This is a genomic window from Paenibacillus sp. BGI2013 (assembly GCF_002843485.1).
GTDB lineage: Bacteria > Bacillota > Bacilli > Paenibacillales > Paenibacillaceae > Paenibacillus > Paenibacillus amylolyticus.
The window spans coordinates 139,965-152,877 of record NZ_PJFA01000015.1; the positions used below are offsets into that span (position 1 = coordinate 139,965).

Sequence of the window (12,913 nt, forward strand, 5' to 3'; positions counted from 1 at the left end):
ACCGAACATGCTCATGGGCGAAAAAGAGGTCAAAGTACCTTTTCCCAAGAGTCAGGTTTAAGCCTAATTTTCTGTCTGATATATACCCCTTAGGGGTATAATGGGTGCAACATACAAAAATTGAATCGACATGAAAGGAGCTGACATGATGGATAACTCAACGAATAAACCAATGGATAGATCATCCGAACCAATGCCACCTAGGGCAGACGCACCAGGACTAAAGACAACACTGCACATCACGGGGATGACCTGTGCTGCATGTTCGACACGAGTGGAGAAGGGATTGTCCCGCATGGAAGGGGTTCAGCAGGCCAATGTGAATCTGGCCATCGAACAGGCAACCGTTTCTTATGATCCAAAGACAACCAACGTGAATGCGTTGCGAGATAAGGTGGAAGCATTGGGCTACGGTACGGTGTCAGAATCGGTTGATCTGAACATCACAGGTATGACGTGTGCTGCTTGTTCTGCCCGGATTGAAAAAGGTCTTTCCCGACTACCGGGGGTATCTCAGGCGAATGTGAATCTGGCGCTGGAAACAGGGCATATCGAATATGCCGCTGGCGCATTGAAACCTTCGGATATTACCGCCAAGATCAAGCAGATGGGCTACGGTGCTGAACTGCAACTGACGCAAGAAGAGACCACATCGGTTCGTGAACGTGAGCTGCAACGCAAAAAGTGGAAATGGATGATATCTGCTTTGTTATCGATTCCGTTGCTGTGGGCAATGGTCGGGCATTTCTCGTTCACATCCGGAATCTATGTCCCCGATCTTTTCATGAACCCTTGGTTCCAGCTGCTGCTGGCAACGCCAGTACAGTTCGTGATTGGATGGCAATTCTATGTGGGAGCGTACAAAGCACTACGCAACCGTAGTGCGAATATGGACGTTCTCGTCGCACTGGGTACCAGCGCAGCGTTTTTCTACAGTCTCTATCTGACGTTATCCAGTGGGTACTTACCTTCTACAACCATGGATCATGGGGCAATGGGAACGAGCACAGCCGCCATGCCTTCGGTAGAACTCTATTATGAGACAAGTGCAATTCTGATTACGTTAATTTTACTGGGGAAATGGTTCGAAGCTGTGGCGAAAGGTCGCTCTTCACAGGCGATCAAAAGCCTGATTGAACTGGCTCCACGTGAAGCCCGTGTCATCCGTGATGGACAGGAAGTGATGGTTCCTGCCGCATATGTTGCGGTTGGCGATCTGATCCTGGTGAAGCCGGGTGATAGCATCCCGGTGGATGGTATCGTTGAAGAAGGGCAATCCTCAGTAGATGAATCCATGCTTAGTGGAGAGAGCCTTCCCGTGGATAAAAAGCCAGGAGATCCCGTTACAGGTGCTACGCTGAACAAAAACGGGGTATTACGACTGCGTGCGACCCGAGTGGGCTCGGACACGGCTTTGTCCCAGATTATTAAAGTAGTCGAGCAAGCTCAGGGCTCCAAAGCACCGATCCAGCGGATCGCAGATGTCATTTCAGGCATTTTTGTTCCGATTGTTGTCGGCATAGCTGCGCTGACATTCCTGATCTGGTATCTGTTTGCAAGTCCGGGTGACTTCGCCGGTTCCCTTGAAAAAGCGATTGCCGTGCTCGTCATTGCTTGTCCATGTGCACTAGGGCTGGCAACGCCGACTTCTGTCATGGCTGGATCAGGACGTGCGGCTGAATATGGCATTCTGTTCAAGGGCGGCGAACATCTGGAGTCGGCACAACAGATTCAGACCGTGGTGCTCGACAAAACAGGTACAGTAACCCAAGGTAAACCGGTCCTTACCGATGTTGTCACGGCTCCGAATTGGACGGAATCTGATCTGCTTGAGCGTGTAGGAGCGGCCGAACAGAGTTCCGAGCATCCGCTGGCAGAGGCGATTGTTGCAGGTATTCGTGGCAAGGGTCTGGAGCTGACCCCAACAGAGAAGTTCGAGAACATACCGGGATATGGCGTGCGAGCCTCATTAAAAGGGCAGGAAATTCTGGTCGGCACGCGTCGTTTACTTGCGGATGCACAGGTGAATGTCTCTGAAGAAACCGTTCAACAGATGAACCGTCTGGAGGAACAAGGGCGTACAGCGATGCTGGTCGCGGTGGATGGTCAGTGGGCAGGGATCGTAGCTGTGGCTGACACCATCAAGGATACTTCCCGTGAAGCCATTGGTCGTCTTCAGGCGATGGGGATCGATGTCATCATGATCACGGGAGACAATGAGCGAACAGCTCGCGCTGTAGCTGAACAGGCAGGGATCGGTAAAGTTCTGGCTGAGGTTCTGCCGGAAGGCAAGGCTGCGGAAGTGAAGAAACTTCAGGAGAGTGGTCTGAAAGTTGCCATGGTAGGTGATGGCATTAATGATGCTCCGGCACTTGCTACTGCTGATATTGGGATGGCCATCGGAACAGGAACGGATGTAGCGATGGAAGCGGCGGATATTACGTTGATGCGTGGTGATCTGAACAGCATTGCAGATGCCATTGAGATGAGCCGGCGCACGATGGGTAACATCAAACAAAACCTGTTCTGGGCACTCGGATATAACGTTATTGGTATTCCCATTGCGGCAGTTGGCTTCTTGGCTCCATGGCTGGCAGGGGCGGCGATGGCGTTCAGTTCCGTGTCGGTTGTCCTGAATTCGCTGCGTCTACAACGCATGAAGCTGAAGAGAAATGACTGACCGACCTTTGTTTGGAGATATATTCAACGCAGCATTGTCAATGAAGTGAGGATGAATAAATACGCGGTTCGCTGCGGCGGACCGTGTTTTTTGTTGAGAAAAATACAGTTGAGTCGCCAGAAAATAAGCCTGAATCGTTGGTATTAGATGTTCTTTTCTACGGAGAAAGGAAAGCATAATGTTCTTTTGTGAAAATGGATCAATTGTATTCATGAATATAGCTTATATTTTCTGAATTTTTCAAAAAATGAGTTGACAATATGGACATATTCACATAAAATTTAAACGATCGTTTGATTCAAACAACTGTTTAAATCAAATTAGAACTATTTGAGTAATGGAGGACACCTTTTATGTTACAGGCTTTACGTACATTGTTTAAAAAACCGCCAGTGATTGTAGGGATCGTAACAGCACTTATGTTCCAAGTGATCTTTAGCGTGATCTGGATGACCGCATATTCTGGAGTAAATGACCGTGCGAAAGAATTGACGGTTGCGATTGTGAACGAGGACGGCGAAATGTCCAAAGGAATTGCAGATTCGCTCGCTGGAACACTGCCTTTCCATACCGTATCCAATCTGAGTGCGGCTGAAGCTTTGGATCAGCTGAATCATCACCAAGTACACATGGTGCTGGATATCCCGGCTGGGTTTAACGAATTGCTTCAGACGGCTGGCTCAACCGCCGAGATTAAATACACCATTAATGAAGCGAACCCGGTTACGATCAAAAGCATGATGCAAAGTGTATCACAAAGTGTGACAAACACGATTAACAAACAAGCTACAGCACAAGGGGTACAGACGGTATTGACCGCTTCAGGTGCACCTGCCGATCAGGCTGCTGAAGCCGCTACAAACCTGACTACCCGAGTGGAAGGAACGACAACGTCCATCAACCCGGTTAACGGGATGAATAATCAGATGGTGCCAATGATGATGGTACTGGCTTCCTATGTAGGTGCCATGATCATGGGGATGAATCTCCAGACAGCCATGGGTATGCTGTCATCCACTTATTCCCGATTGACTTTGTTTGGCGCGAGAGTAGTCATTAATGTGGGTTCCGCATTGGTTGTTTCCTTGCTGGGATCATCACTGATCGTGGCACTGGGAGGACAGATTGCACAAGGATTCGTTGCATTCTGGTTGTTCCAGGCGCTCTTCCTGTGCACGTTCATGTTCTTCTCCCAGTTCTTCCTGATCTGCTTCGGACCAGCGGGAAGTCTGTTCAACATCATCTCACTGTCCTTGCAACTGGTATCCTCCGGTGCAATGGTACCGCGTGAATTACTGAACAGCTTCTATAGCGGCATTGGGCAGTACCTGCCTGCAACATACGCCGTTCAGGGTATTCTGAGCGTACAGTTGGGAGGCCCAGGAGTTCAGTCTGCTGCGGGCTCTATCGTGATTGTACTGTTGGTTGCCGTTGCGTTGTCACTGGTCGTGACGTTGTTGAAAAAACAACGTATGCCAGCTATGGCTCCAAGCCCTGCTCAAGCAAACAACTAATACAGCAGATGTATACCATTGCTTTATAGGATAGGACAAGCACCCCGATGATTTTCATCGGGGTGCTTGGTGTAATATAATAGACAGATGATTCGCTGGCTGCAGTCCTTGAGCTGGAGCGAATGAGATGAACGGACAAGAGGGAGCGGGACGGAATGACGGAACCGGAGTTGGATATCAAAACGAGGATATTGCTTGCAGCCAAGAAGCTTTTTGCACAGCAGGGGTATGACGGGACGAGTGTTCGTCAAATATGTGATGAGGCAGGTGCCAATGTGTCGCTGGTGTCTTATCATTTTGGCGGCAAGGAAAAGGTGTTCGAAGCGTTATTTGAGCATTTCTTCCCTGGGCATATGATGAACGCGCTGGCTGAAGAGTCCATGTCCTCGCCTGTGGAAGGTATCCGACGAATTATTGGTGAAGTTGTGAAGTTCACGATGACGGATCGGGAGATGAGCGATATTGTGCAGCTTGAAATTACACTGCGGACACATCGTACAGCTACCGTATTTCGTTTTCTAGACCCTGTATGGACCCGAGTGAGGGACCTGCTGCAAGAAGGAAAAGACCAGGGATTGTTCCAGGTCGAGTCCGTATCTTATGCGATGCTTCAGGTTATGGGTGTGGCTTTGGCGCACAAACGGGCCAAGAATTCACGATTTGGCTTTGATTATCAGGATATGAATACAGACGAGCTTGCTGAGCAGACAATTGAGTTCGTACTACGAGGATTGGGAGTGAACCAGCATGAATGAAACCATTGATTTGATGATGAAACACCGCTCTGTACGCAAATTCAAGCCAGACCCGGTAAGTGATGAGCAGCTTGCAGCCATTGTATCTGCAGGGCAGATGGCTTCCTCTTCAAGTAGTGTGCAAGCCTATACCGTAATTGCTGTGACTGACTTAGAGCAAAAAGCCAAGCTGGCTGAATTGGCAGGCAACCAGGCCTATGTCAATGAATGTCCGGTGTTTCTCGTATGGTGTGCTGATCTGTATCGGCTGAGTGATGCTGCGAAACGTCATCTTCCTGAAAAGGAATCGTATGCCGATTCAACCGAGAATTTCATGGTAGCCACGATTGATGCTGCACTTGCTTCCCAGAACGCCGCTCTTGCAGCGGAGTCACTAGGGTTCGGAATTGTATATATAGGCGGGCTTCGTACCCGGATTGAGGAAGTAGCCGAGTTATTGGGATTACCGGAAGGGGTATTTCCGGTGTATGGCATGTGTATTGGTGTTGCAGATCAGGAAACGGGAATTCGCCCGCGTCTGCCACTGGATGCAGTTCTGCATCGTAATCGTTATAATGCCGAGCAGAGCATCAAAGGTGTTGAGCAGTATGATGAGACAACGACAGCGTACATGAAAGCACGAACTAACGGTGAACGAACGACTCCATGGTCCGAACTGATGGCGAAGCGCCTGACTGAGCCGACAAGGTTGCAAGTGAGACCGTTCCTGGAAGGCAAAGGATTCTTGAAGCGCTAAGTTGAACTGAAGGTAGTTACACTTGCCACTTCGATGACAGAACAACCTTCCGATCGCTGTTATCCCTAGATTTTTTGATCCCATTTTTGTGAGGGTGAAAATCTGGTTACAGCGTATGCTTCCGAAGTAGCTTTCTTTCAGAAAGCTTTTAGGGGAACGCGTTGCTTCCTCAGGTTATTTCTGTCCTCTACGTTCTTGTGTAAATGGTTAGTTCAACTGATATATATAGTAAATTAGAAGTCAGTCGGTGGCGAAGCCGACTGGCTTCTTTGTGCTGTGCTGGCAGGGCATGCGAGTGTACTTGCTGTTACCTGATTGTACTCAAGTTAAGCCGTAGAAACGCTTTGTGTTCTGATAAAAGAGCCGGGCGGCCCGCTCGGTTCCCATGCCAGTGATCTCACTCCATGCCTGGATGACCTGTCTGGTCATGGCCGGGTGTGTCATTCGTCCCTGAAATGGTCCTTCGAAGGGCCAAGGTCCGTCGGTCTCGGCCATCACTTGTTCCGATGGATATTGCCGGGCGAGTTCGCGAATCTCTTCTTCATACCGAATATCCGGCGTGAAGGAAATGAAATAACCGTTGTCCGCCATGCGCCTTACGGTTTGGCAAGAACCTTTGAACCAGTGGAAATGAGCACGTCGGAACTGATATTGCTCCAGCAGATCACAGACGATATCGGCATCATCGTATACCGCATGAAGGACAAGTGGTTTGTTGTGCTTTTTGGCAAGTTGGATGAAACGTTCAAGCAGCTTGATATACCCGCTCTGATCGAAGTGCTGCCCTGCCTGCTCCGCTTCCTGACGATTGTAATAGGGAAGGCCAACTTCTCCTATGGCTGTGGCTTGTCCCATATGCTTCTCGATCCATTGGAAGAACAGGTCCATTTCTGCAACGGATGGTAGTTCCTGTTCCGGATGGAAACCGAAGGCCGGATAGATGTTGCGTGGATGTTGCTTTGCAAGCTCCAGGTTGGCCTGGGCAGAAGCGAGATTCATGGACACGGCGATGACTGCCTCGACTTGTTGAGACGGGAAAGATAACAGCATCTCGCGTTGTTTGTCAGAGGTATACTGATCGAAGTGAATATGAGCATCAATTAATGGTGCAAAAGCTTGAGAATGCACGCGGGAATTCCTCCTTGTGGTCATTTATATTCTAACTATGTTACGCAGAATTTCTTATGGTGGATCACCCAATAAAGGAAAATAATAACTTAAAAAACCCGCGCTATTATTATAGGCGGGCTTTCTGCTGTTCTTCTCTCATCCACTGAGCAATCTGCCGTTTACGCTCCAGAAAAGCGGATTCCTCCGTAATTTCTTCTCGTCTTGGGCGATCAAAAGGAACATGTACCTCGTGCAACACTGTTGCAGGTCGGTTGGATAATACATAGACCCGATCCGCTAGCAGTAATGCTTCTTCGATATTATGGGTGATGAACAGCACCGAGCGGCGGTTCTGTTCCCAGATATCAAGTAGCCAGCGCTGCATGTCGCTACGTGTCAGTGCATCCAGTGCGCTGAAGGGTTCGTCCAGTAGCATCAGCTCCTGCGGACTGAGCAGGGCGCGCAGAAAAGCAGCACGCTGCTGCATTCCGCCCGACAGCATATGAGGATAGGCCTGCTCAAACCCGGCAAGACCCACGCTGCTTAACCACTTACGAGCTTCCTCAAGTGCTTCGGCCCGAGGGGGAGCACTTGAAGCTACTTCACCAGCAAGCAGTACATTGTCTTCAATGGTACGCCAAGGGAAAAGAGCGGGTTGTTGCGGCATATAACTAATCTTGCCACGCTGTCCCGTTACATTCTGACCGTTCATAAGCACTTGGCCTTCCTGTGGCTTCAGCAGACCACCGATGATATGGAACAGGGTGCTTTTGCCACAGCCAGAAGGTCCAACGATAGCAACAAACTCGCCTTGCTCCACAGTCAGGGACAGGCCGTTCAGAACCGGTAGCTTGTTGCGCCGTTCACGGAATGATGCATGAACATTAACAACATCCAGTGCAGGTGGAACCGGAGCAGGAGTCGTGTTGGCAGGTCGATCAGGCGTAGCCGAGTTAAACTTTTCACCGTGCGTTGGCTCCATTACACTTGCTCCTCGTCCAGGCTGGACTTGTTCATCCTGTTGCAGATTCATATGGTCATCACTTCCTAATATACAGATTACTTCTTTACTACCGCTTTTGTGGCCGCCAGCGCACGAGCAGCTTCTCCAGCAGGGCAATGAACAGGAAGAGCAGCAAGCTGAGCGCGACAATAATCATGATCGCCACGAATAGACGGTCCGTACGATAAGCCGACTTTTGCAACATCATATAATAACCAATACCCTTGTCTGCACCAATCCATTCGGCGATGATGGCGCCCATCACGCTATAGGTAGCGGCGATTTTGACACCGGAGAACACGGATGGCAGCGCATGGGGGAGCTCCAGCTTCCAGAAGATCTGATGACGTTTCGCACCAGCCATGCGCATATAGTTCATCATCGCCGCGTCAGTACGGGTCAAGCCATCCATGGCCGCCACTGCAACGGGGAAGAAGCAGACCAGAATGATCGTAATCAGCTTGGGCAGTAGCCCGAATCCGAACCAGATTAACAGGAGCGGCGCGAGCGCGATGGTCGGAATATTTTGACTAAGAATAAGTAAAGGATACAGGGCTGACTTGAGAAAAGGGACCAAATGCAGTACCATCGCAATCAGTAATCCAACCGCTGTTCCAGCGGCGAATCCAATCAGCGTTAACTGAATGGTTGCGGAAGCGTGCATGCCAAGCCGTTCGGCCTGGGTTGCCGCTTCGCGGGCGATATCGGACGGTGCAGGCAGCATCCATTTCTCAATATGGAAGAGGGAGACGGCTCCCTGCCATATCGCTATAAAGAGAATAACCGCCACAAAGGGCGGCCATACACTTTTAAAATAGGCAGGCATTAGCGGTATTTCTCCGTCAGGGTATCCATGCTGAAGCCAGCAGGGCTATGGGCGATTTTGATCTGGGAGATGATGCTTGGGCTGCCAGTCTCCACAAGTACCTCGTGCATCTTACGTACAACTTCCAGCAGTTCCTCCAGTTCCCCCTCCATCGTGGTGTCGAGCGCGTTCACCTGATATTTCAGGCCGGATTGCTGAATAACTTCAATGGCGCGATCTACATAAGGATAAGAGTTCTCGCCATTTGGCGTTTTCGGGATAACCTGAATACTAAGTAGTGTGCTTGCCATGAGAGATCACGGCTCCTTTCGTGATAAATTGCATGAATTGAACCAGGTTTACACTTATCACTCCGATTGCAGTACCCTCTTCCGATCACTGTTATCCCCGGATTTCTTTAATGAATTCCAATGGAGGAAATCCGGGGATAGCGTATGCTTCCGATGCAGCTTTCTTTCAGAAAGCTTTTAGGTGAGCGCTTCGCTTCTTCAGATGGGTTCTGCACTCTTCGTTCTTGTGTAAAAAAGTTAAACTTAAGCAATTTTTATTGGGGTAAAAACGCGTTTGTATATGCCTTGCTCACATCGATCTGTTCATCAAGCAGTTTTTTGCTAAACATCCAGTCGGTGTAGTTCTGCCAGACTTCCTGTTTTTGTTCTCCCCAGCGCGGGGCGTCATCTGTGTACTTGGGACTAAGCCACTTCTGGCTTGCCAGCACCAATTCCTTATCCAGATCCGGTACGGCCTTGATCAGAATGTTGGCTGCGTTTTCGGGATGATCAATTGCGTATTGATACCCTTCGGAGGTGGCTTTCAGGAATGCTTTCACCAACTCAGGGTCGTTTTGGATCGTTTGCTCGTTTGTTACGAGGACAGGCGTGTAATAATCCAGTGCATCTGAATAATCCTTCACATATAACATGTCGATCGGTTCCCCGCGCAGTTCGGCTTCAATCCCCGTCCAGGCGTAGAAAATCCATGCAAAATCAATGTCCCGTTTTACTGCGGTGAAAAAGTCGGCGTCACCCATATTAATGTTTTTCACTTTGGATACATCGGCTCCGTCGCCTTCCATAATGGATTGCATCACGGCTTCTTCGACTGGGGAACCCCAACCGCCATAGGTTTTACCTTCAAAATCTTTCGGTGACTTGATATTCCGATCCGCCGGAGCAGCGAACCCGGATGTATTATGCTGAATAACTGCTGCGATGGAGACGAGTGGAACACCCTGTGTGCGGGCTTGAGTTACACTCTCCTGATAACTTACGCCAAACGGTACTTCATTTGAGGCAACCATTGTATCTGCGCCACCGGCACCTGGTTGTACAATCTCCACGTTCAAGCCTTCGGCTTTATAAAAACCTTGATCTACAGCTGCATACAGGCCTGTATGATTCGTATTTGGTGTCCAGTCGAGCACCACTTTAATATCTTTCAGGGCGGCAGTGTCACCTTCGTTGCTGCTTTCCGTATTTGTGTTGCCGTTCTGCCCAGCTGGGGCAGCTTCTTTGCCACCACATGCGGCTACAGTCACCATAAGCACGCATAAGAGCAACAATCCCATCGTTTTACGCCATTTCATCTGTGGTTCTCTCCTTCGGTATGTCCGGCCGATTGGCACGGGGTACTCCTTGGCTTCATATCCAATCATCTTGCATAAATCGACAGATTTATACCAGTTGAGATCTGGATAACGTCACTTTTTTTAGCTCTCTGGCTATATAAAAGAACATTAAAAAAGCGTCCCGTATTCCGGGACGCGTGCAGGCGTTAGAGAGGTGGCGTTCAGCCATAGGGCTGTGCCATTTCGATATACTCCGATTCCTACGCTGGCATGATCCAGATCAGGTCTAAGGGTTAGTATCTTGGTGGGATACACTCTCAGCCGGCCAATTCCGACTCCCCTGGGAAACTATGAAGTTACGGGCATTACTAGGTGTAATTATAGGCCAGAGGGTAGGACCTGTCCAGTCATGAACTGGATAGGGACACGTATAAGTTATAAACAGGCCGTTATACATATGTATAACAGCCTGTTTGGATGTGTTATTTTCAATAATTATCGTGGGGAATCATATAAGGCAATCTGACTGAGTGCAAAAGCATCGGATTTTGGGTCATAACCTACCTGTTTCTGAGTGGTTTCCAGATTTAATCGTTTAAACCGATTATTCGAGATCCCATGCAGTATGGTGAAGGGTTCCAGATCGGTAGTTGTAATTGCTTTGAACATCAAATCACACAAGTCAGCCGGACTAATATACGCGCTCATATCCCTTGCCTCCAGCACGGGTCCGTCCGGTTGAAAATCATCATATGCACCTATACGTATTGCTACACTTTGTAAACCTTCGGTATACGCAAAATAGGAAGCGAGCGATTCTCCAAAACATTTGCTAACCCCGTACAAATTCCGTGGGCGTGTCGGCATGTCCGGATAGACCTGAGCATCAATGGGATACCCCTCAATCGTCTGTGCACTGCTTGCCAGAATGACTCTTCGTACACCTTGGTCTTTGGCTGCACGGAATACATTAAATGTGCCTTTGATATTGATGTCCAACAACGATTCATAAAATCCGGCATGCGGGGAAGGATCTCCCGCCAGATGTACAACCACATCCATGCCTTCGCAAGCATGCTGACAGGCTTCGGGGTCTGTCACATCCAGTGTCATGATCTCATGGCCTGTCCCTTGATACGTATGCAGTCTGTAGATATTCAAATCCGTTAGTCGCAGGTGAAATGTATCTGACAAGTATTGGGACAAGTCACGTCCAATTTTTCCGGCTGCGCCGGTAATTAAAATGTTCATGAAATCAGCTCCATTTCTTAGCGCTGGAAGAACTCAATCCATTCCTTTTCAGGTCCATAGATGAAGAAATAGCGGTAACCGTTAGGCAGTGTGATAATCTCTCCGTCGATAAATTCGGCTTCGGTGGATTGAATGCGTTTGTACTCAGAATCAAGATCATCCACGTGGATCGCAAAATGGTGCACCGTACCTTCAGAAGGCAGCTTGTCGCTGTATCCTTGAATTAACTCAATCTCAGTCTCATTACTTCCATTGAAGCCAAGGAAGGCGAGCTGAATGATACCGTTGGTATGGGTCACCCGGTCTTTCAATTCAAGACCAACGATCTCCGTGTAGAAACGCAGCGTGGTCTCCAGATCACGAACGGCAATGCCGACGTGGTCAATGCGCTTTTGAAAACTCACAATCAAAAACCTCCTTATGTAGTGAATGTTTCTACCATTTTAAGGGATAGCATAGAGCTGTACTACATGGTTGTCAAATCCAATTTTAAATTGGAAAAATCATAATTGTTCACAGAATGTTCACTTATGTGGAGGGTTTCCTCATCTCTATAATTACGAAGGTAAACAGAGAGGATGAGAGAATTGCCAACCAGCAAGAAGGAACAGATTATTTTCGGATTAATGATGTGTACAGGAATGGTCTTGGTCATGATATTCTTCAATCTATGGCACAGTGGGTTACTTGGCAAGATGTCCCCGCTTGAAATACTGCTTCAATTCGTATTATGTTTTGTCATCGCGTTTCTGATGGAGTCTTTCATTGTTGGCCCTGTGGCGAGAAAGATTGCATTCGCCTTGCCCTTTGACAAGTCCAACAAGATTTTGGGTGTGCTCGTCATTTCATTTTTCATGGTGATTGGCATGGTTCTGATCATGTCCATGTATGGAATGATCTCGGCATATCTCGCTGATCAATTAAATGGGGGGTCATCCGTAATCCGTACGTATCTCCATACAATCGCTCGTAACTTCAGCCTGGCGCTTCCATATCAGTTGATCGTTCTGGGACCACTCGTCCGATATGTATTCGGTAAATTCATCAAGGATAACGGGCCTGTATTGCCTGTCGTTAATAAAAGTGTGTGATTTGGTTGACCATAAGTATTTCCTGGGCAATCTTGTGCAAATGAATAGATATTATTCTCACCTTTAATGAAAGGTGATCTGAGGCAAAGATAGGATACTTTCCACCACGATTACAGCGCTAACGAATCGAGAACATCTTATTAGGCCAGTTTTTAGAGAATGAAAAATCTAACGAATCTCAGCGGTGTTATTATGCAAAAAACCTCCAACGAGGCATTTTATTGAAGCTAATTATCTATAATAACGTCTCTAGTGGAGCTAGAATAAAAAGTGGACACCCGTTAACGGACGGAAGGATAATAAGACTAACGGAGGTGTCCACATGGGAGAACAGCGGCAACGATATAACGAAGAATTCAAAAAACAAACGGTCAAATTCA

The 12,913-nt window shown here is 48.3% G+C and carries 12 protein-coding genes and 1 riboswitch; of the genes, 5 read left to right on the forward strand and 7 right to left on the reverse strand.

Annotation, left to right across the window (positions count from 1 at the left end; all coding sequences use genetic code 11):
- Positions 1 to 193 precede the first annotated feature (193 nt).
- The 4 genes from CXK86_RS27215 to nfsA all read left to right on the forward strand — a co-directional run bounded on the left by CXK86_RS27215 (position 194) and on the right by nfsA (position 5,685).
- Entirely contained in the window at positions 194 to 2,680 is a 2,487-nt protein-coding gene (locus CXK86_RS27215; protein ID WP_101314887.1) for a heavy metal translocating P-type ATPase, read from the forward strand.
- Positions 2,681 to 3,033: 353 nt separating this feature from the next.
- A complete protein-coding gene (locus CXK86_RS27220; RefSeq protein ID WP_101314875.1) occupies positions 3,034 to 4,194 on the forward strand; it encodes a YhgE/Pip domain-containing protein in 1,161 nt (386 codons plus the stop codon).
- 155 nt (positions 4,195 to 4,349) lie between these two features.
- A complete protein-coding gene (locus CXK86_RS27225; RefSeq protein ID WP_101314876.1) occupies positions 4,350 to 4,949 on the forward strand; it encodes a TetR family transcriptional regulator in 600 nt (199 codons plus the stop codon).
- A complete protein-coding gene (gene nfsA / locus CXK86_RS27230; RefSeq protein ID WP_101314877.1) occupies positions 4,942 to 5,685 on the forward strand; it encodes an oxygen-insensitive NADPH nitroreductase in 744 nt (247 codons plus the stop codon). Before CXK86_RS27225 ends, nfsA begins: the two co-directional genes overlap by 8 nt.
- Positions 5,686 to 6,006: 321 nt before the next feature.
- On the opposite strand, the gene CXK86_RS27235 is transcribed toward nfsA, so the two are convergent.
- The 7 genes from CXK86_RS27235 to CXK86_RS27265 form a co-directional block, all read right to left on the reverse strand.
- Complete coding sequence (locus tag CXK86_RS27235; RefSeq protein WP_076319534.1) at positions 6,007 to 6,837, reverse strand: TatD family hydrolase; 831 nt, start codon at positions 6,835 to 6,837, stop codon at positions 6,007 to 6,009.
- 85 nt (positions 6,838 to 6,922) lie between these two features.
- Positions 6,923 to 7,828: an ABC transporter ATP-binding protein gene (locus CXK86_RS27240; protein WP_101314878.1), complete on the reverse strand. Its 906-nt coding sequence runs from the start codon at positions 7,826 to 7,828 to the stop codon at positions 6,923 to 6,925.
- 37 nt (positions 7,829 to 7,865) lie between these two features.
- Positions 7,866 to 8,624, reverse strand: coding sequence for an ABC transporter permease (locus CXK86_RS27245; RefSeq protein ID WP_101314879.1), 759 nt, complete (start codon positions 8,622 to 8,624; stop codon positions 7,866 to 7,868).
- On the reverse strand, positions 8,624 to 8,914 hold the full coding sequence (locus tag CXK86_RS27250; RefSeq protein WP_101314880.1) for a thiamine-binding protein: 291 nt from the start codon (positions 8,912 to 8,914) through the stop codon (positions 8,624 to 8,626). The genes CXK86_RS27245 and CXK86_RS27250 overlap by 1 nt, the downstream gene beginning before the upstream one ends.
- A gap of 254 nt (positions 8,915 to 9,168) precedes the next feature.
- Positions 9,169 to 10,209 carry an ABC transporter substrate-binding protein gene (locus tag CXK86_RS27255; protein ID WP_101314881.1) on the reverse strand — a complete coding sequence of 347 codons (1,041 nt, stop codon included), beginning with the start codon at positions 10,207 to 10,209 and terminating at the stop codon, positions 9,169 to 9,171.
- Between the two features lie 221 nt (positions 10,210 to 10,430).
- Positions 10,431 to 10,543, reverse strand: a riboswitch (TPP riboswitch).
- Between the two features lie 143 nt (positions 10,544 to 10,686).
- The gene (locus tag CXK86_RS27260; RefSeq protein WP_101314882.1) at positions 10,687 to 11,442 is read right to left on the reverse strand and encodes an NAD-dependent epimerase/dehydratase family protein; all 756 of its coding nucleotides are present in this window, start codon (positions 11,440 to 11,442) and stop codon (positions 10,687 to 10,689) included.
- A gap of 17 nt (positions 11,443 to 11,459) precedes the next feature.
- Positions 11,460 to 11,846: a VOC family protein gene (locus tag CXK86_RS27265; RefSeq protein ID WP_076319528.1), complete on the reverse strand. Its 387-nt coding sequence runs from the start codon at positions 11,844 to 11,846 to the stop codon at positions 11,460 to 11,462.
- A gap of 174 nt (positions 11,847 to 12,020) precedes the next feature.
- On the opposite strand from CXK86_RS27265, the gene CXK86_RS27270 reads away from it, so the two are divergent.
- The gene (locus CXK86_RS27270) at positions 12,021 to 12,533 is read left to right on the forward strand and encodes a DUF2798 domain-containing protein (RefSeq protein ID WP_306821957.1); all 513 of its coding nucleotides are present in this window, start codon (positions 12,021 to 12,023) and stop codon (positions 12,531 to 12,533) included.
- The last annotated feature ends 380 nt before the right edge of the window (positions 12,534 to 12,913 follow it).

Excerpts from the sequence above, each read along its gene's own strand:
- CXK86_RS27215 (WP_101314887.1), top strand. The coding sequence starts at position 194 with ATGCCACCTAGGGCAGACGCACCAGGACTAAAGACAACACTGCACATC.
- CXK86_RS27220 (WP_101314875.1), top strand. The coding sequence starts at position 3,034 with ATGTTACAGGCTTTACGTACATTGTTTAAAAAACCGCCAGTGATTGTA.
- CXK86_RS27225 (WP_101314876.1), top strand. The coding sequence starts at position 4,350 with ATGACGGAACCGGAGTTGGATATCAAAACGAGGATATTGCTTGCAGCC.
- nfsA (WP_101314877.1), top strand. The coding sequence starts at position 4,942 with ATGAATGAAACCATTGATTTGATGATGAAACACCGCTCTGTACGCAAA.
- CXK86_RS27235 (WP_076319534.1), bottom strand. The coding sequence starts at position 6,837 with ATGACCACAAGGAGGAATTCCCGCGTGCATTCTCAAGCTTTTGCACCA.
- CXK86_RS27240 (WP_101314878.1), bottom strand. The coding sequence starts at position 7,828 with ATGAATCTGCAACAGGATGAACAAGTCCAGCCTGGACGAGGAGCAAGT.
- CXK86_RS27245 (WP_101314879.1), bottom strand. The coding sequence starts at position 8,624 with ATGCCTGCCTATTTTAAAAGTGTATGGCCGCCCTTTGTGGCGGTTATT.
- CXK86_RS27250 (WP_101314880.1), bottom strand. The coding sequence starts at position 8,914 with ATGGCAAGCACACTACTTAGTATTCAGGTTATCCCGAAAACGCCAAAT.
- CXK86_RS27255 (WP_101314881.1), bottom strand. The coding sequence starts at position 10,209 with ATGAAATGGCGTAAAACGATGGGATTGTTGCTCTTATGCGTGCTTATG.
- CXK86_RS27260 (WP_101314882.1), bottom strand. The coding sequence starts at position 11,442 with ATGAACATTTTAATTACCGGCGCAGCCGGAAAAATTGGACGTGACTTG.
- CXK86_RS27270 (WP_306821957.1), top strand. The coding sequence starts at position 12,021 with ATGAGAGAATTGCCAACCAGCAAGAAGGAACAGATTATTTTCGGATTA.